General features: G+C 62.0%; 13 protein-coding genes. All 13 read left to right on the top strand.

The genetic code is table 11. From position 1 onward, the window contains the following. The first annotated feature begins 87 nt into the window (after positions 1 to 87). The 13 genes from JF616_02760 to JF616_02700 all read left to right on the top strand — a co-directional run bounded on the left by JF616_02760 (position 88) and on the right by JF616_02700 (position 18,892). Complete coding sequence (locus tag JF616_02760) at positions 88 to 1,773, top strand: hypothetical protein (protein ID MBW8886655.1); 1,686 nt, start codon at positions 88 to 90, stop codon at positions 1,771 to 1,773. Between the two features lie 8 nt (positions 1,774 to 1,781). Then, the gene (locus tag JF616_02755; GenBank protein MBW8886654.1) at positions 1,782 to 4,109 is read left to right on the top strand and encodes an SLBB domain-containing protein; all 2,328 of its coding nucleotides are present in this window, start codon (positions 1,782 to 1,784) and stop codon (positions 4,107 to 4,109) included. Continuing rightward, positions 4,106 to 6,259: a bi-domain-containing oxidoreductase gene (locus tag JF616_02750; GenBank protein ID MBW8886653.1), complete on the top strand. Its 2,154-nt coding sequence runs from the start codon at positions 4,106 to 4,108 to the stop codon at positions 6,257 to 6,259. Before JF616_02755 ends, JF616_02750 begins: the two co-directional genes overlap by 4 nt. A 156-nt stretch (positions 6,260 to 6,415) precedes the next feature. Then, positions 6,416 to 9,994, top strand: a complete 3,579-nt coding sequence (locus JF616_02745; protein ID MBW8886652.1) for an acetylxylan esterase — start codon at positions 6,416 to 6,418, stop codon at positions 9,992 to 9,994. 124 nt (positions 9,995 to 10,118) lie between these two features. Continuing rightward, a complete protein-coding gene (locus tag JF616_02740; GenBank protein ID MBW8886651.1) occupies positions 10,119 to 10,553 on the top strand; it encodes a hypothetical protein in 435 nt (144 codons plus the stop codon). 3 nt (positions 10,554 to 10,556) lie between these two features. Continuing rightward, positions 10,557 to 11,690 (top strand): DegT/DnrJ/EryC1/StrS family aminotransferase, encoded by a 1,134-nt coding sequence (locus JF616_02735; GenBank protein ID MBW8886650.1) that lies wholly within the window; start codon positions 10,557 to 10,559, stop codon positions 11,688 to 11,690. Then, positions 11,687 to 12,445, top strand: a complete 759-nt coding sequence (locus tag JF616_02730) for a methyltransferase domain-containing protein (protein MBW8886649.1) — start codon at positions 11,687 to 11,689, stop codon at positions 12,443 to 12,445. The genes JF616_02735 and JF616_02730 overlap by 4 nt, the downstream gene beginning before the upstream one ends. A gap of 236 nt (positions 12,446 to 12,681) precedes the next feature. Further along, complete coding sequence (locus JF616_02725; protein ID MBW8886648.1) at positions 12,682 to 13,614, top strand: glycosyltransferase family 4 protein; 933 nt, start codon at positions 12,682 to 12,684, stop codon at positions 13,612 to 13,614. A 7-nt stretch (positions 13,615 to 13,621) separates the two neighbouring features. After that, on the top strand, positions 13,622 to 14,275 hold the full coding sequence (locus JF616_02720) for a methyltransferase domain-containing protein (protein ID MBW8886647.1): 654 nt from the start codon (positions 13,622 to 13,624) through the stop codon (positions 14,273 to 14,275). Beyond that, on the top strand, positions 14,268 to 15,416 hold the full coding sequence (locus tag JF616_02715) for a hypothetical protein (protein ID MBW8886646.1): 1,149 nt from the start codon (positions 14,268 to 14,270) through the stop codon (positions 15,414 to 15,416). The genes JF616_02720 and JF616_02715 overlap by 8 nt, the downstream gene beginning before the upstream one ends. Before the next feature lie 143 nt (positions 15,417 to 15,559). After that, positions 15,560 to 16,336: a class I SAM-dependent methyltransferase gene (locus JF616_02710; protein ID MBW8886645.1), complete on the top strand. Its 777-nt coding sequence runs from the start codon at positions 15,560 to 15,562 to the stop codon at positions 16,334 to 16,336. Beyond that, the gene (locus tag JF616_02705) at positions 16,323 to 17,438 is read left to right on the top strand and encodes a GNAT family N-acetyltransferase (protein MBW8886644.1); all 1,116 of its coding nucleotides are present in this window, start codon (positions 16,323 to 16,325) and stop codon (positions 17,436 to 17,438) included. Before JF616_02710 ends, JF616_02705 begins: the two co-directional genes overlap by 14 nt. Further along, positions 17,435 to 18,892 carry an oligosaccharide flippase family protein gene (locus tag JF616_02700; GenBank protein ID MBW8886643.1) on the top strand — a complete coding sequence of 486 codons (1,458 nt, stop codon included), beginning with the start codon at positions 17,435 to 17,437 and terminating at the stop codon, positions 18,890 to 18,892. Before JF616_02705 ends, JF616_02700 begins: the two co-directional genes overlap by 4 nt.

Genomic DNA, 18,892 nt, shown 5'->3' with positions numbered 1-18,892 from the left:
ATCGGAAATGTACTATTTCCCTCGGTGTTCCGAAATCCAAGAGCGAGCATTGGCCTTCTGATCGCGCTTACGGCGGCTTCCGGATCCATGGAAGCCGCGGCCGGGGAAATATGGATCCCCGCCGAACCGATTACCTCCGCTTCGGACCCGAAATTCCCCCGGGAGGACTACTCACGGCTCGCTTCCGGCGCCGGCATCGGCAAGGCCGCGCCGGCGACTTGGGGAGAGCTCTGCGGGGATGCCAACCCGGATTCCGTTCCCGAATCGACTCCGGCCGCCGAAACGCGACGCGGCGATTGCGCCGTCAAATCGGCCCGCCATCCTCTCGACCTCGGAATCGACCTCGGTTTCTATCCTCCCATCGGCCCCCGCCAGGCCATCCGGCCTTTCGAAAGCTTCGACGGCACCTGGCAATCGGCCCGCGTCGACCCGGAGCGCGGCGCCCAATGGACCCGGCTCCCCCCCGTCGCCGCCGTGGGTCTGCGTTATCCCCTCACCGTCCATTCCATGGTCGCCTTCCGAATCGGATTGCGTCGCGACATTTCCGCCTGGAACGGGGATGCCTCCGGCTCCAACCTGCCGCTTTCCGATCGCGAGGTCGATCTCAACGAACCGTCCTTGGGATACTTCCACGCCGAAGATGAGCATTACGCCTTCACCCTGGGCCGCTTTCCGGTCCATTGGTCCCCCTCCCCCGAATACGGGCTCGCGCTCAGCCGCTCGGTCCCTTACCATAACGGGGCCGAGTTCGCCCTCAAGATGCCTCGCCTACGCTATCGCTTCCTGGCCTCCAGCCTCAATCCCTGGCTGGAAGGGACGCCCGCGGGCGACAGCGCCAGTACGGATTATCCGCCCGGATCGGAGGAATACCGGCAACGCCATTACGTTTCCGCCAACGCCGCGGGCCTTTTCCACAATCGCGTCTATGACGACCGCGTCAAAACCCTGTTCGCCCACCGCGTGGAAGGGGATCTGGGCCCGCTTTCCCTGGGCATAACCGAAACCTCCATCATCGGGGGGAAGCCGCCCGATCTCCGCGATGCCGGTCCCTTCATCTTTTTCCATAACGACTTCAAGGAAGGCTACGCCAATGGCGCCATCGGGTTGGACGGAAACCTGCGCCTGCCCGGGGGCATCGCCCTGCTCGCCGAATATTATATCGATGACGTCAATTATTCGGAAACGGAAGGAAGCCGGAATGCCGCCAATCTGCAAGGCTGGATGGTGGGGTTGCGGCACGCCTTCGCGGCGCGCGGCTGGCTGTTCGGGCAGAGCCTGCACGCCATCCGCACCGACCCGTACCTTTACGGTTACCTCCAGCCCCTCAACCAAGCCTCTTCGCGCATCGTCCTGGCGAGCAACAACCAGCGGCCCGGCGATTCGCTGTTCGTGGACAAGTACGTGATCGATTATCCCATCGGCTACTTCCGCGGCGGGGATGCGTTTGATTTCTGGTACCGTATGGACGCCTGGAAGGGCGGGCGTTTCCGCGCGACGTTTACGGCGGGTCTTCTGGCCAAGGGCCAGGTGGACTTGTACACGCCATACGAGACCTATTACTCCGCGTCGCATGATGCGCCCTCGGGCGTGGCGGAGAGGGAGCTGCGGCTGGGTTTTGAAGCCGAACGGCGGTTCGGGAGGGGCCTTTCGGCGCATGGCGGCCTCGGCTGGCAGCGCTTATGGAACGAAGGGCACGTACGCGGCGAGGACCGTATCGGCGCCCAAGCCACGGGCGGCGTGGCCTGGGAAATTCCGCCGAAAATTCTACAATAATTGCCCTAATGCCAATCACTTACAGGAAATTCCTAATCCTTCTCGGCTTGGCTTTGCCCCTTACCGCGGTGGCCCAAGGCCTGGAGGAGAAAGCCTCCCAATCGCAACGCCTGCAGGCCCAGGCGGCGGCGTCCGGCCTCGATCCCCAGACCGTCGACTCCCTCGTCAACGAACGCAGGAACCAGGAACAAGGCTCATCCCCCGATCGCCGCAAGCTTTCCTCCGCGGCCGTCCGGGAGACCGTTCCGAGCGATTCCCTCCTCTCTGGCCCGTCGGCTTACGGGGAGGATAGCCTGGATCTGTACGACACGACCGCCGTGGCGGGTAATGACAGCCTCGGTTTAAATGGCAAAAGGCACCCGCCCATGCGCCATCGGCGAGTCAAAATCCCCCCACGCTACGAACAGCGCATCTTCCGCACTACGGATAGGACCGCCTTCGGGAGCACGGCCTCGGGGGCGGGACGCGATTACATCCTCGGCGCGGGGGATCAAGTCACGGTTTCGTTGTGGGGCGACCGGGAAAAGGAGAGCGTCCTTACCTTGAGCCCGGAAGGGGCCATTTTCCTGGAAGGGGCGGGCCTGGTGCCGTTGGCCGGCCTCTCCTTGGGCGAGGCCCAACTGCGCGTGAAATCGCGCCTGGCCAAGGTCTTCTCCGGCATCGCCCGGGGAACCTCCCATGTGGCCGTGTCCCTGGGGCACGCCGGTCCCATCAAGGTGTTCGTGCTAGGAGAAGTGAAGTTACCCGGGGGATTCGTGTTCTCGGGAAACACCAGCGTGATGTCGGCCATGTACTATGCCAAGGGCCCTTCGGACATCGGGACGGTCCGCAACCTGGTCCTCAACCGGGGAGGCAAGAAATACCCGCTCGATCTCTACCGCTACCTCATCTACGGGGAACGGCTCTCCCCGGACGCCCTCCAGGATGGGGACGTGCTTTTCTCGGGACGGGCCTCCATCCTCGCCGAAGTGTCCGGGGACGTGGGCCGGGCCGCCGTCTACGAGCTTAAGAAGGGCGAAGGCGTCAAGGAAGCCCTGGAGTTCGCGGGTGGCATCAACGCCACCTCGGCCAGCCATCGCATCACCTTGCAGAGGGTGTTTCCGGATGGCCGCATCGATTACCTCGATTTGGCGTCGCCGCAGGATTACGCGAGCGGCAAGACCAAATTCGAATTGCAGGACGGGGACAAGCTTCTCGTCGAGAAATCCACCGAGCGCAGCAAGGCCTATTACACTATCGAGGGGCCGGTAAAATACCCGGGGACCTATTCCTCCGGGGCCATCCGCACGGTAAGGCAATTGGTCGACAAGGCGGGTGGTTTGCGGGAGGACGCCTATCTGGGACGCGTGCATGTGGTGCGGGCCTATCCCAACGGATCTAGCTCCCTCTTCGCCTTTTCCCTGGACAGCACCGGCATCGAATCCATCACGCTCGAGCCCAGGGACACGGTGCTTCTCTACAGTTCCAGGGACATGTACCTGCCCGACAGCGTGGAGATCAGCGGGGCGGTTTTCTACCCCGGGCGCTTTGAATTCCGCGAAGGCATGACCGCCAAGGATTTGGTCATGATGGCGGGAGGATACCTGCCGCATCATGAATCCGGCCGGCTCTTGGTTTTCCGCGGCGATCCGCATGAGCGCCGGGTAACCCAGATGCAGCTGGACGTGGCCGATGGCCTGGCCGAGACCAAGGAAAGGTTCCAGCTCAAGCCTAACGACTTCCTCCAGGTCCCTATCGACCCGCGATGGTACCAGAAGGAGGTCGTGATCCTGAACGGGCATTTCGTCCATCCCGGCAAGTACGCGCTCCTTTTCCCCGGGGAAACCCTCAACTCCGTCATCACCCGCGCGGGCGGATTCAAGCCGGACGCCTACGTCAGCGGCGCGCGCCTGTTCCGCTCCAAGGACAGCGTGGGCCGCGTGGGACTGGACTTCAATAAGGCGCTACGGAACTCGAACTCCAAGCAGAACATTTCCCTGGTTGGGGGAGACAGTATCGTCGTGCCGGAGAGGCTAAACACGGTAAAGGTCGTCGGGGAGGTGGGTTTTGCCACCAGCGTGCTGTACAAGGACGGCGCCAATGTCGAGTATTACATCGAAAAGGCGGGCGGCTTCACCCGGCGCAGCGAGAAGAACCACGTAGTGGTCGAGTACGCCAACGGCGAGACGGGAGGGACCGGGTATTTCAATCGGCAGCCTGATGCGGGAAGCGTGATTTTCGTGCCTCAGGGCCCGGAGCCCAAACCCGTCGATTGGTTCGCCGGGATCAACGCCATCTTGGGCACCCTCTCCATCGGCCTCGCCGTGGCCCTTTCTATCGCCGCCCTCTCCAAATGAAGCAAGTCCTGATCAAGCAGGGGCAGGCGGTCCTGGCCGACGTGCCCGCCCCCGAAGTCGAACCGGGAACCGTCCTGGTCCGGGTCGCCCGCTCCTGTATCTCCGCCGGAACCGAAATGAGCGGGGTAAGGGCGAGCGGGGAACCCATCTGGAAAAAAGCCCTTCGCAAACCCGAGAAGGTGGCCGAAGCGGCGCGCATGGTGCTGACCCAAGGGCTGGCGCGCACGCGTAGCGCCATCGAAGGGAAGATGAACGTGGCGGGAGCCACGGGCTATTCCGCCGCCGGCACCGTCATCGCGGTAGGCGCGGGCGTGGCCGATCTCGCGGTAGGCGATCGGGTGGCCTGCGCGGGCGCGCAATACGCGCATCATGCCGAATACATCCGCGTGCCCCGGAACCTGGTGGTACCCGCTCCCGAGGGCCTGACCTTCGAAGAAGCCTGCACCGTGACCCTGGGCGCCATCGCCCTGCAAGGCGTGCGCCGCGCGCAACCCACCTTGGGGGAGACTTTCGTGGTGGTAGGGTTGGGCATCCTGGGCCAACTGGCCGCGCAATTGCTCAAGGCCAACGGCTGCCGCGTGATCGGCACCGATCTCGACCCGGGCCGGATCGCGCTGGCCCGGCAGCTGGGGATGGACGCGGGCGTGACCCCCGCCGACGGCGATTCCATCGAGCAGGTAGCGCGCCTCTCGGACGGTATCGGGGCCGATGGCGTGATCATCACCGCCGCCTCCCCTTCCGATGCCATCATTTCCCAGGCCTTCCGCATGTGCCGCCGCAAGGGCCGGGTCGTGCTGGTCGGCGACGTGGGCCTGCATCTCGATCGTTCCGACTTCTACCAGAAGGAACTGGACTTCTTCATCTCCACTTCCTACGGGCCGGGGCGCTACGATGCGCGTTACGAAGAGCACGGGCTGGATTATCCCGTAGGCTACGTCCGCTGGACCGAAAACCGCAACATGTCCGAGTACCTGCGCCTGCTGGCGGGTAAGACGGTTTCGGTAGGCCCCCTGATCTCGGCGGCCTTCCCCGCCGAGCGCGCCACCGAGGCTTACGAAAGCCTGAAGGCCGAGGGGAAGCGCCCGCTCATGGTACTGCTGGAATATCCGGACCGGGCCGAACCGCTGCCTTCCGCGCGGGCTGTGCCCAATCCCAAGGCCATTCCCGCCCGGGCCGGAGCCGTGCGGCTGGCCGTAGTAGGCGCCGGCGGCTTCGCCAAAGGCATGCATCTGCCCAACATGGCCGCCATGCCGGAGCTTTTCCATCTGCGCGCGGTCGCGAGCCGCACCGGGCATAACGCCACGGGAACGGCCACCCAATTCGGCGCGACCTATGCCACCACGCGCTTCCTGGACGTGCTGGAGGATAAGGACGTGGACGCCGTGCTCATCGCCACGCGCCATGACCTGCACGCCTCCATGGCCCTGGATGCCTTGCGCGCGGGGAAGCATGTCCTGTTGGAGAAGCCTTTGGCCTTGAAGCCCGAAGAGGTGGAGGCCTTCCGCGCGTTCTACGAGGACGGCGCGCCGGGAATCAAGCCCATCCTCCTCACCGGCTTCAACCGCCGCTTTTCGCCCAGCGCCCGCCTCATGCAGGCTCAAGTCGCCGGTCGCGCGGCGCCCATGATCCTCGATTACCGGATGAATGCCGGGCATCTGCCGCTGGACCATTGGGTGCACGGCGCGGAAGGCGGAGGCCGCAACCTCGGCGAAGCCTGCCATATCTATGATCTGTTCACCTACCTTACCGGCAGCCGGGTGAAGGACGTGCGGGCCTCCGCCATCCGCCCCGCCTCGGGGCATTATTCCCATCGCGATAATTTCACGGCCACCATGACCTTCGCGGACGGCTCCTTGGCCACCCTCACCTACACCTCCTTGGGCTCCAAGGATTACCCCAAGGAAAAGCTGGAAGTATTCTGCGACGGGAAGGTGCTGTGCCTGGAGGATTACCGCAAGCTTGAGATCCACGGGGCCAAGGCCAAGGGCTTGAACGGAACCGCGATCGAGAAAGGCCAGAAGGAAGAGCTCGAGGCCTTCGGACGCGCCATACAGAAGGGCGGCGAATGGCCCATCCCGTTATGGCAGCAGATCCAGGCGACGGAAATCGCCTTCCGTGTCGAAACGGACCTGTCGCCTTCGCCCACGTGAAGGGCCTTTAATTCCCGCTTTAACATCCGCTTTCGCTTCACCGCATAAAAACGGTTAAGGGGACGAACTATCGCCGTTCCCCGATTTTTTCGGACTTGAATCCCGCCGCTCCCTCCGCATATGATCGGTCCAGTAACCCGCACCGGATCGAAAAGCATGAATCTTCTTAAGAAACTTCCGCGCCTCCGCGCCCTTCCCTACCTGGCATCCACCGCGTTCGCGCTAACCTTGTCCGGATGCTTCCAGACCGATCCGGAACTGACGCGCGCGCCCTTCATACCCGTCCGGCTTAACACGACTCCCGAGCCCGGCCTGAAGATCCTCGCCGGCAAGGATACCGTGACTTCCCCGGGATCGGTGATGGTAAGGCCGGACACCGCCATCACCGTGTCGGTGCCCGGAGATCAGGTCTTCGATCGGAGCGGGTACGTCCCGGGGATCGATACGCGCTTCGTCTTCCAGGGCTGGGTCGATTCCAGCCTGCGCGGGGATACCCTCTCCATCAAGTTCGAGCGGGGGGATTCCCTATCCGCCCGCTTCGGCAAGCAGTACAAGATCCTGATCGCGACCCGTACGGGCTCCGCCATCAATGTTTTCGATTCCAGCTGGCGCTGGGAGGGAGCCAATTTCACCGTGTCGGCCCCGGACCTGGCCAACGCCGATTTCCTGTCCTGGAGCGTGAACGGCGGCCGCGCGGACTCGGCCCGCTTCCTCTCATTGAAAGCGACCGAACCCCTATTCGCGCAAGCGCAGTATGCCCGCGTGTGCAGCCTTACCGTACAGAGCGATTGGACCGCGGGCTTCGCCCTGCGGCTGAACGATAGCGTCGCCATCACTCCCGTGCGCAAGCGCCTGCCCGCGGGATCGCTAGTGAAGCTCGCTTTCCCCGCCGTGACGGGAATGGACGCATCCCCCTACGTGGACGGCGAAGACGTTCGCCTGGAGGCTTTCCTGCGCCGGCGTCCCGATCAGTCAGGCCTGGATACCATCTTTTCCCTCGACACTACCACGGCGCTCGTCATTCCTACGCGCCGCGCATACAAGGTGGTGGTCCGGGTGACGCCCGATTCGAGCGGCGAGTTCACCCTCGTCACCGAACCCAAGGATCGCGCCATGCGCCAGCTCGATGGGGTCGCCGCCCTACCGAAGAAAGGTTTGGCGGAAGGGAAGGCCAAACAGGATTCCGCTTCCCAAAGCGTTCCCCAGCCGCAACCGACCCTCGATCCCCAGGCACCCTGGTACGCCGAGAACACCGTACTGCATTTGGCCGCGCGGGAGCGCGATGGGTTCTTCTTTTCACACTGGACCCTGGACGGCCAAACGCTCAGTAGCCTGGACACCGTTTCCCTGCAGGTGAAGTGGCCCGGCGCCATCGAGGCCGTGTTTCTGCCGGGACGATCCTTGCGCGTGGCCACTTGGCCCGATACCACCCTGGATCTCGAAATCGGAGGACGCCTGACCCGGGCCCCTTTGGATACGGTCCTGGAATCCACGGTTGAACTGCCTTCGCTCGGGACCCCGGCCGTGCAGGAACGCCATACCTCGGCCTTTTTCCAAGGGCCCGATACGCGCTTCGTTTTCGACCACTGGCGTTCGGATGGATCCACCGAGAACCCGCGCTCATTGAGCCCTAAAGGCCCGTGGTCGCGGGAAGCGGATTTCCGCGCTTGGCACAAGCTGGCCTTCGTGGACGCGCCGCCCGGCGGTCCCGTCGATTCCAGCTTGGCCTGGTTGCCCCAGGACACCGTCGTCAAGTTCGCGGCCCATTCCTCGCCCGAATACAGTATCACCTATTGGGAGGTGAACGGCGTCCGGCAGGAAGGCGGGGATACCCTGACCATCGCCGTAACCCAGCCTTTGCTGGTGCGCCCCCGTTATGCCGTGCGCGCGCTCGACCAAGAGTTGTCGAAACTTTTCGCGGTCTGGCGCCCGGCGCTGGGTTCCGCGGGCGGGGATCAGGCCGTGCGCCTGATCTCCGCCCGCTCGGGAACTTGCCCGGCCTTCACTTCCGGGAACCAAATCCAGGCCTACGGGGATTCCTTGCGGGCCCGCCTCATGGCCCTCTCCGGGCTCAGAGCCGATCGGCGCGCGTTGTCCCATGCCGTCCAGCGCCGCTTCCAGGGCCCCGGCTACTCCATCGAGGTCGTCCGGCTGGAAGTCTTTCCGGGGATTTACCTACCGCTCAACGTGTACCTGCCCGACGATAAGGATCCCGCTTCCTGCCCGTTAATCGTCACCCCGCCCGGCTACGAGGAGGGCGTCTCCACCGATCTGGTACAACAGCGGTCCGCCAACTTCGCACTGCAAGGCATGGTCGTGCTGGTCCCGGAAGGGTTGAACGGAAACGGGGTGCGGGCGGCGTACGAAAGCGGCGGGAACAACTACCTGGGCTATGGCCGCGAGCTATTGGGCATGCCCAGCCCCAATAGCGTCTTCCTGCAGGAATTGATTTCTTCGATCACCTGGGCGGTGGAGACTTTTCCCCAGGTCGATCCGGGCCGCATCGGCGCGGCGGGGTATTCCTATGGAGGGGCAATGTCCCTCGAACTGGGCGAATTCGATCCGCGCGTGCGTACCCTCTCCCTGCCGGCCACCCTATACGGCGGCGACTGCTCCGGCATGACGGTCCATTCGGATCTGTACGTGGAAAGCAATTACGGGCCCGGCTTCGTATGGTCACCGCCCCCGGAATTGCCCATGCTTCCTACCGATTTCGAACTGGCCATGATCTATCCGCGTTCCCTACAATCGATCGCCGGCGAATTGGACGAAGGGGCTCCGCCCGCGGCCATGGGACCGGTGCTGGCGAAGGCCAAGGAGTGGTGGGGCCTGGACGGTCATGCGGACCGGATTTTTTACTCCACCGATGATGGGAACCACAACTACCTGCAACCCCGTAGGGAAGCCAGCTACGCCTGGTTTTCGACTTCCCTGCCGGACACGGCCACGGTCCTTACCGAACGGCAAGTGCCCATATTCGATGCGAATGAACTGGAACCCAACCTGGCGGGCAGCTCGAGCTTGGTGAACAAACTTTACGCGGCGGTGGACAGCGCTTCGCAAGCGCGTTTCCAAAACTTCTCGCCCACGGGAGATTATCCGGAGCGCGTCGCCCAAGGGATGGAAGAGGTTTACGGGAACTATGTCCCGCGCACCTTGGTCCAAACCTCCGCCTGGTCGGCGGTTTCCCCCGCGGGACTCCGTATTCATGCCTTCAAGATCGAAGCCGGTTCGGCGATGTTCCCGGTTTTCGCCATCGAGAACCCGACCGTCGATTCCGGCGAAGCCCTGTATCTGCCTCGTGACGGGGTCCTCGCCGATTCTTCCGGCTTAATCGAGCTGGTCGCGCGCTACCGGAAGGTATACTGCGTCGATTACCTGGGCATCGGCGAGCTGAAGAGCAATTCCATCATGACCCATACCCTGGCGCGCCAACTGATGTTCGACGAGGCCAACCTCCCGCGCTTCATCGTGGACGGCCTGCGCGCCTGGCTGGAAACCCGGACCGGCCGTGTCGACATCCACGCCAATGGCTGGGCTTCGTCGTTTTTCGGCGCGTCCCTGAAATATCTGGAGCCTACGCATTGCGGCCGGTTCTATCCCTCGGGTGTGCCCGACGATGAGATCAAATACCTCGCTTCAGGGAACAAGATACCCGACCTTCTGCTGCGCGGGGGATTGTTCGTCCATCTTTCGGAGCTTGAGATCGAAACGGCCGCCTCGCAACGCCCCTGAGAACCCTTCCGGCCAGACCCAGGTGCCCGGGGCGTCTCTGCCGAATGCTTGGATTGATGCCGCATTTTTCTAGTTTCCACCTGCTTTCCGAGTCGTCGATCCCCGTGAAAAGGCAGGCAAAGAAATGGTTGAAATCATTTCCCACCATGCGCAAATCCTGGCCTACATCGTCCCCAACAGCTACGATGCGCCAGGTATCTCCTTCTTCACGCCCAACGAATTCTCCCAGCAACTCGCCTACATGCATCATCCGGCGGGAAAGGTCATCCAGCCGCATATCCACAATGCCGTAGAGCGAAGCGTAGCCTATACGCTCGAGGTCTTGTTCATCAAGAAGGGCAAACTTCGGGTTGACTTCTATGACAACGAGAAGACTTACCTGGAAAGCCGCATGCTCGGCGCGGGCGACACCATCCTCTTGGCCACCGGCGGGCACGGGTTCGAGGTGCTGGAAGAGCTGGTCATGCTGGAAGTGAAGCAGGGCCCCTACGCCGGCGAAGGCGACAAGACCCGCTTCGAGGCTCCCAAGGTCACCATCCGCACGGCCGCGGCCACATAAGCCATGGCGGTCCCGGTCAACGAACCGTTGCTCGACGGCAACGAGAAGAAATACCTGATCGAATGCATCGAAACGGGCTGGATCTCCTCCGAAGGCCCTTTCGTGAAGCGCTTCGAGGAGGGCATGGCTGCGCGCATGGGCCGTAGCCACGGCATCGCGGTCTGCAACGGCTCGGTGGCCCTCGATGCCGCCGTCGCCGCATTGCGGCTGGGTCCCGGCGACGCGGTGATGATGCCCGCCTTTACCATCATCTCCTGCGCGGCGGCCGTGGTGCGCGCCGGCGCCACGCCAATCGTCGTGGATTCCGATCCCGCCACCTTCAATATCGATCCCCTCCGCTTGCGCGAGCGCGTGCAGGCGGCCATGCGCGGTCCGGGGCCGCGGCCGAAGGCCATCATGGTGGCGCATATCTACGGCCTCCCCGTCGACATGGATCCCGTCCTCGAGGTGGCTCGCGAATTCGGCCTGCGCCTCATCGAGGATGCGGCCGAGATGCATGGCCAGACCTACCGCGGGCGGCCGTGCGGGTCCTTCGGCGACCTTTCCACCTTCAGCTTCTATCCCAACAAGCACGTAACCACGGGCGAAGGCGGCATGCTCCTGGCCGACGACCCGGATTTGGCCGCGCGTTGCCGCGATCTGCGCAACCTTTTTTTCGACAAGGAACGCCGGTACATCCACCAGGAAATGGGGTGGAACCTGCGCATGTCGAACATCCAAGCCGCCCTCGGCGTCGCCCAGCTCGAACGCCTGGACGCCTTCGTGGCCAAGAAGCGGCACATCGGCGCCACTTACACCCGGCTGCTCTCCGGGACCCCGGGGCTCCAATTGCCCGTGGCGCGCGCCGATTACGCCGAAAACATCTATTGGGTCTATCCCATCGTCCTGGGGGACGATATCCCCTTCGACGCGGTCGAAGCGGTGAAACGCCTTTCCGCGAAGAAGATCGGCGTACGCCATTTCTTCTGGCCCATGCATCTGCAACCGGTCTTCCGCAAGATGGGCCTGTTCGCCGGCGAGTCCCATCCCGTTTCGGAAAGGCTGAGCCAGCGCGGCTTCTACCTGCCCAGCGGCATGGCCCTCACCGACGCGCAAATGGAAGAGGCCGCCGCCGCAGTGAAAGAGGTCCTGAGATGAGCGTTTTCGGTTCCTACTCCCGATACTACAACCTTCTCTACAAGGACAAGGACTACCAGGGCGAGGCCGATTACATCGCCGGCCTGGTGCGGCAGTACTCGGGGGGCAAGGCCAAGAGCCTCATCGACGTGGGCTGCGGCACGGGGAACCATGACGTCCTCCTGGCCAAGCACGGATTCGAGGTGGACGGCGTGGATCGTTCCGAGGACATGATCCGCGTGGGCCGCCAGCGCGCCGAAGGCATGAAAAACCTCCGCTTCCATCTCGGCGACGCCACGGATTTCCGCCTGGGCAAGAAGGCGGACGCCGTCGTCTCGTTATTCCACGTGATGAGCTATCAGACGACCAACGAAGCGCTCAAGTCCAGCTTCGTTTCGGCCTTTGAGCATCTTGCCCCCGGCGGCATCTTCGTATTCGATTTCTGGTACGGGCCCGGCGTGCTCACCGATCCGCCCGTGCTGCGCGTCAAGAAGATGGAGGATGAATCCATCAAGGTGCTGCGCGTCGCGAGCCCGGAGATCCATCCCAACCGCAATGTCGTGGACGTGAACTACGAGGTGCTGATCGAGGATAAGGCCACCGGAAAGCTGGAGCGGCTGAACGAGACGCATCATATGCGTTACCTCTTCAAGCCGGAGCTGGATTTCATGCTCGCGGCCGCTGGTTTCAAAGTCGTGGATTTCCTGGAATGGATGACCTCCGATCGCGAGCCGGGCATCTCCACCTGGAACGCATGCATCGTCGCTTCAAAATGAGCGTCCCGCCCCTCCTATTCCGATAACATGCCCATCCATGGCCCTATCGGCCCTCGCACTTGGATCGAAAAGGGAAAATTCTACGTTAATCCCTCCCGACCAGAATGAAGGAGAACGTCCTGCTGCCCCCACCTCGAAGTGAAATCACGCGCGAGTGGGCGGGGATCTATCCGGAAAACGCGAAAATCCTCCTGGTCGGGGCGCTGCCCCCTCCTTTGGGCGGGGTCTCGGTTCATATGCAACGGCTTCTGTCCCTTTTGCGAGGTCGTGGATTCTCCGTAACGGTCTTCGACCCCAACCGCTACGTGTCCTTCAAAGGCCAAATCCGGCTGGCCCTGCTCCGTACCCTTCTCTTCGGCCGTTACCAGGTGGTGCATTTCCAAGGTTTCGACTTTCCGGCCTGGTTCATCGGGATGACGGTCCGCCTGCGCTCGATCCTGGGATTCAAGTTCTTCATAACCGCGCATAGTTTCCGGTTCGGCTCCGCGGGGAACACAGGCGAACTCGATGCCTGCCGAATGGCCCTGGCCGGCGCCGACGCCCTTATCGCGGTGCATGCTTCCGTTCTCGCCAAGTGTCGCGAAGCGGGCATGCCCATGCCTCCGAAGCTGACGATCCTTCCCGCCTTTATCCCGCCAGATGAGAACCGGGAGCGGGACATCTGGGGCAGCTATCCCCCGGATGTCCCGGCTTTCCTTTCCCGCCGGCGTCCCATCCTGGTCGCCAACGCCTTCAAAATCATCTTTTTCGAGAATGCCGATCTATATGGCCTGGATCTGTGCATCGAACTCCTCGCGAGGCTCCATGTCCGCTATCCCGATCTGGGGTTCATCTTCGCCTTGGCGGATGATTCCGCGGAACCGGATTACCTGGGGCGGATGAAATCGCGGATCCTGGAGCTCAGCTTGCGCGAGCATTTCTTGATTCTCTCCGGGCAGCGGGAGCTTTGGCCGCTTCTGCGCCGCGCCCAGGTTTTCATCCGGCCCACGAATACCGATGGCGATGCCATCAGCATCCGCGAAGCGATCCATTTCGGGATTCCCGTCGTGGCTTCGGACGCGTGCGTCCGGCCCGACGAGGTGGTCCTCTTCGCTTCGCGGGACTTGGACGATTTGGAAGGAAAGGTTGCGCATGTCCTGGGTAAAAAAAGGCCCACGGTTCAGGTTTGATTGGACGATGGACCTTTGCCGGGGTAAGGATGTGCTCCATCTGGGGTTCATCCAGCATTCTCATCTCTACGAAAAGCTGATCGCCGAGGGGAAATGGCTCCACGGTCAGTTGCGATCGGTGGCGAAACGGCTCGCGGGTATCGACTACTTGGCGTCCGATGTGGAAGCAATCAGCGCCAAATACGGGTACGAATGCTACGCCGGGGACGCCATGCGTTTGGAGGGGGTGCCCCTGCGGGACACGTTCGACGTGATCCTTTGCGGCGAGCTCATCGAGCACATCGAAAACCCCGGGCTCATGCTGGATGGCATCAAGCGCTTCATGCACGCCGACTCGGTCCTGGCCATCACGACCCCCAATCCCTGGTGCACTCAACGCATCGACCTCGTGAATCGCGGAATCCTCGAGGATCGCTGGCTCAATAATGAACATGTTTGCTGGTACACTTACGGAACGCTTAAACAGCTCCTCCAGCGTAAGGGATTCGAGGAAGTGGACTACGGATATTATTTCCACCAATCTAGCGAGTCGGTGTACTCAACTCCCGGCCGCTTCCTTAAGTCCCTGCGCATCGCGAAGAAGGCGTACTTCGCTTCGCGGGTTAAGCCCCAGAATTACGAAGGCCTGTTTTTCGTCTCCCGCCTCCGGTCCAATGCCTAAGAAGTGCGCCTGGTTCAACGATCATCGCGCCGCCACGACGTTGATGCTCGATGACTTATCCTTGACCGCGACTACGCTCGACGGCTCACTCGAACCCGGCGTCGATTGGGGTTACGGGCTCGCGGGGGAGGGATCGCTTTACCGCTATCTCGAAGAGACCTTGCTTTCCAGGTACCCCGAGATCAAGGGCACCTTTTTCTTTCCCCTGCGCCCGCACGCGGCCCAGAACCCGAACGCCGGATATACTTTGCTCTTCCGGGATGCCGATGCGGAATTCGCCAGGTTCCTGGATCGGGCGTCGCGCCACTTCGAGATCGCGTTCCACGGCACCGATCACGGCCGGTTCGAAGCTCCGGGGAATCCCGCGTTCGGGAATTGGATCCAGGAATTCGATATGCTCGGGCCCGGGGACGCGGATCGTCTGCGCACGGAAATCCGGGCGATGGAATCCCTGTTGGGCCGGCGCTTCTTCGGCGGAAAGTATCCCGGATACCGCAGCGGAGGGCATGGGGCGGAAATCGTGGACGCACTCGGATTCGAATGGTGGGCCGCCTCGGTGGACATGTTGGGCAGGGCGCATCCCGGGAACGCTCATGGGTATCTTCCCGGAACGAACCGGGTTCTTGATTTCCCGACCAATTTTTCCGGCGCCGCTTTCAATCCGGGCTTGCCGAGGAAGGGCGCCGCGATCCTCCTCTCCCGATTGCGGGAAACGGTCCGCCTGGGCAGGAGCGAAGAGCAGCTGCGCCACCTGTATGAAGGAGGATTCGTAATCTCGGTGCAAGAGCACCTCCAGAATGCGCGAACCGATGGTATGCGCCAAACCCCGAACGCCTATGACGACTTGGCTTCCCTGGAACGGATCTACGCTATCTTGAGGACGCTCGATGTCTGGCATGCGGACTGCACGTCCATCGCCCGCTATCTCGAGTGCCGTGATCGCACGACCCTGGCCACCCTCGATAAAGGGCGATTCGAACTGCGGTACGAAGGAAACCGGAACGACCCCCGCCTAAGCCTCCGCGCCGAATCCCCGGCCTATGTTTCCGATGCGGGTGTACGCATCGTGGGAAGGTACAAGGACGGAGCCTGGATCTTAAACAACGTGCCACCGGGCCGATACTCACAGGCGGGGGGATGATGCGATCCGAACCCGCAAAACGGGCATTGCCGGAATTCCTCAAATGCGTCGACTGCGCAAGCTTGCGGGTTCTGGCAAGCGCTAACGGGGCCGTGTGCGACGCCTGCGGAAGGGAATACGCCGATGAGGACGGAATCCTTTGCATGCTCCCCAAACGCATGGAAGAACTGCGCTTGAAGGAAATCTCCGCCCGCGACGGGAATGCGGCGAATTATGACAATGAACGCCAATCCGACTATACCCTTCTCTTGGATCACCATTCCATCGGGGCGTGGCGCTTAACAGGTTCCGAAAGGGTGCTCGACCTGGCCTGCGGCACCGGCCGGACCACGGTGAAGCTAGCCTCCCTGGCGCGAGAACTCGTCGCAGTGGATTTCTCCCTCGCCAGCCTAAAGGTCGCCAAGGCGAAATACCAACGCTCCGGTTCGCCCGCCCGGGTTTGGTTCATCCAGGCCGATGCCAATGCCTTGCCTTTCGGCCCGACCGGGCTCTTCGATTTCATCAATGCCCTGGACTTCATTCAGCACGTACCCGGATTCACGGCGCGCGAAGCCATTCTGCGTGATCTGCGCTCCTTTCTGAAGCCGGGAGGCGAATTGGCCTTGACCGCTTACCATTACAGCGATCGGAAGCGGGCCGGAGATCCGATCCGGACGGAGCCGGGCCCCGGGGAGGGCGGAAAGCAAGGCCTTCACCGGGGCGGATTCTACTACTACAACTTCCAGTTGGAGGAAGCGCTTTGCATGGTCGCCAATGCCGGCTTCCGGATACAGGCCTACGGCGTCTTCTTTTGCTCCCCGCCTCGGCTTTATCGCCTTTTCCGAAAGATCTTTCGTATGGACCGTATCCGGTTCGAAACGGTATTTCAGAAACGCTTGCGCGGCTGCGGCGAAAGGTTGTACATCCGTGCCTCGACTTGACGGTTTACGCGTAACGCCGGTGGACTCGGATGCCGGGCTCTTGGCCCTCGCGGCCGAATGGCGGGAGATGGAGTCGTCCGCCGGCAATGAAAATCTCACTGCTTCCTATGACTGGCTCATCGCATGGTGGCAAGCGTTCGGCCGGCGCGATGACGTGGATTTCGGCTTCGACAAACGGCTGCTCATATTGCGCGTGGAATCGGCGAACGGCCTCGCCGGAATAGCCCCCTTCGTCCGCGTGAAGCGCCGGCGGCGTTTCGAGGCCATCGAATGCGTGGAGTTCCTCGGCCAGCAATGGGCCGGGACTTCCCTGGATATGCTGGCCAGGCCGGAAATGCGGGAGCGGGCCGCCGCGGAAGCGCTTCGCTGGGTCGGCGAAAACGTATCCTTCCATATCCTTAACCTGCGATATCTCCCGGCGTCCAGCCCGTTCCTGTCCCTGCTTCCCTCCTTCTCGCATCCGTATACCGCGTGCCCCTCCTTGAGGCCGGAAGCATTCACCGGCTTCGAGGATTACCGTGATCGGACTTACTCCAAGAGCCTGAAGCAGAACCTGCGCACGGCCCAGAACAAGCTCCGCCAGGACGGCCGCGCCTTGGAATTCTCGTTCGCCCCGCTCGGGCCTGAGGCGATGAACGAGGTCGCGCGCTTGTCCAAATCAAAGCTCGAGGACGGCAAGCATTCCCTGTATTTGGATGAACGGAAATCGGGTTTCATTTCGCGACTGGCCGGATTGGGATCCCAGGTGCTTTTCGTTTCGCTGGACGGGGTTAAAGTGGCCTATCGTCTTAACGTGGAATATCGGGGCGCGAAATTCTGCCTGGACGCGTCCTTCGATCGCACTTTCCCTAAGTACGAACTGGGCGGTTTTTCCGTGCAGGAGAACATCCGGGACAGTTTCGAGCGCGGGCTCTCCCTCCACTGCGAGGGGACGGGAATCGATTTTTACAAAGCCAAGTTCCTCAAGGACGCCTTGATGATCAAGACGGTGGTGGCCAAAGGCAACCGATGGACGTCGTGGGCGTATGCGCGCCGCGAAACCGCTTCGGCCCGGGATACCGGAAGGGAGTTCCAGGCCCGCTGGGATAAGCTGTACGCATGATCAAGTCGTTCGTGAAATCATCCGCCCTCTATTTCGCGGCCAACGCCTTGAGCAAGGTCATGACCTTTTCCCTTTGGATATACCTCGCGCGCATTCTCTCGATGGAGGAAATGGGGAAATGGTCCCTATTGAACGTGACTATCACGGTCATCTCCTTCTTCATGACGCTGGAGCTGGTGGCCGGTTTCAACCGGTTCTACCTGGAATTCACAAGCGCGGAAGAGCGGCGCCGTTTCGAAGTCTCTTTCGTAAACCTGCTGGTGCTCATCAACCTTGCTACCGGACTGGCGCTATGGGCGGGAAAACCCCTCTTGGACCGTCTCGTCTTCCCCATGCCCCCCTGGCTTTTCGGTTTGTTGCTGGCCATGCCGCTTACCAACACCCTTTCCGGGGCGTACCTTTGCAAGCTCCGGTTGGATAACCGCGTGTTCCAGGTCCTCGCGGTCACCTTGCTCCAGGCGCTCCTCTACCTGACCGTGACGCTAATCGCGTTGCGAGCGGGCATGGAAAAGCTGCAAGCCATATTCCTGGGATTGCTGTCGCAGAACATCGTGCCGATAGTCCTCCAATTGGCGAGCATGCGCATGCGCGCATTCATTCTCGATTTCAAGCTCCTGCGGCCGGCGCTTACCTTCTCCTTATACCTCCTTCCTTCCCTGTTCGGCGCCTACCTCACGATGGTTTCGGGGAAATACCTGCTAGGGAAGCTCGGCGATGCGGCTAGCCTCGGCATATTGGAGGCCAACGGGAAATTGACCATGTTCCTGGCGATGTTCATGGATCCCATGTACCTCGCAACCACCCCGGTCATCTACCGCCATTACAAAGAGGCCGGCTTCGGAAAGCGCTACGCACAGTTGATGGGGATCAACGGGCTGGCGCTGCTCGCCCTGTCCCTTCCGATCGCCGCCTTCAGCACGGAACTCGTACGGATAATCGCCGGGGAGCAATACGCCGGGCACGCGGGGGTCGTCCTCATGCTCTTAACGGTTTCGCTGTTCTCCTTCCTTTCCCGCTATCTCGCCATCAACGAGCATCTCGCGAAAAAGACGCAATACGACATCATCCCGGAACTCGGTTCTGGAATTCTCAACATCGGGCTCTGCTTCCTGTTGATCCCGAAGTACGGCGTTTGGGGCGCTGCCGGCGCCATGACCCTCGCTTATGCCCTTCGCTTCGGGATATATCTGGTGTTCGCGGAGCGCTTCTTCCCTTCCTTGTTCGTGGGTTACCGCGATTCGCTTCTGTTCGTGGGAGGCTCGCTCCTGTTGCTCGGCCTCAACCATTTCCTCAGCGATGCCGGCGTCGCCCTGAAGGCGGCTCTCTGCTTGGCCGAATACGCGATTTTGCTTTGGATCTTCCTGAAGAGATTGGGGATCTCGCCCGCCTCAGCTTGGGAACTGACGCAAGCCTCATTGATCGGCTGGCGCGCCCGGCACAGGAACGGAGCCTGA

It is taken from the genome of Fibrobacterota bacterium, from assembly GCA_019509785.1.
Classification (GTDB): domain Bacteria; phylum Fibrobacterota; class Fibrobacteria; order UBA11236; family UBA11236; genus Chersky-265.
Note: the sequence above shows the minus strand (reverse complement) of the source record. Positions and strands in the feature narration are given on the sequence as shown.

Coding starts and splice junctions, on each gene's coding strand:
- JF616_02740 (MBW8886651.1), top strand. CDS start 10,119: ATGGTTGAAATCATTTCCCACCATGCGCAAATCCTGGCCTACATCGTC.
- JF616_02725 (MBW8886648.1), top strand. CDS start 12,682: ATGCAACGGCTTCTGTCCCTTTTGCGAGGTCGTGGATTCTCCGTAACG.
- JF616_02745 (MBW8886652.1), top strand. CDS start 6,416: ATGAATCTTCTTAAGAAACTTCCGCGCCTCCGCGCCCTTCCCTACCTG.
- JF616_02715 (MBW8886646.1), top strand. CDS start 14,268: ATGCCTAAGAAGTGCGCCTGGTTCAACGATCATCGCGCCGCCACGACG.
- JF616_02735 (MBW8886650.1), top strand. CDS start 10,557: ATGGCGGTCCCGGTCAACGAACCGTTGCTCGACGGCAACGAGAAGAAA.
- JF616_02760 (MBW8886655.1), top strand. CDS start 88: ATGGAAGCCGCGGCCGGGGAAATATGGATCCCCGCCGAACCGATTACC.
- JF616_02755 (MBW8886654.1), top strand. CDS start 1,782: ATGCCAATCACTTACAGGAAATTCCTAATCCTTCTCGGCTTGGCTTTG.
- JF616_02750 (MBW8886653.1), top strand. CDS start 4,106: ATGAAGCAAGTCCTGATCAAGCAGGGGCAGGCGGTCCTGGCCGACGTG.
- JF616_02720 (MBW8886647.1), top strand. CDS start 13,622: ATGGACCTTTGCCGGGGTAAGGATGTGCTCCATCTGGGGTTCATCCAG.
- JF616_02700 (MBW8886643.1), top strand. CDS start 17,435: ATGATCAAGTCGTTCGTGAAATCATCCGCCCTCTATTTCGCGGCCAAC.
- JF616_02710 (MBW8886645.1), top strand. CDS start 15,560: ATGCTCCCCAAACGCATGGAAGAACTGCGCTTGAAGGAAATCTCCGCC.
- JF616_02730 (MBW8886649.1), top strand. CDS start 11,687: ATGAGCGTTTTCGGTTCCTACTCCCGATACTACAACCTTCTCTACAAG.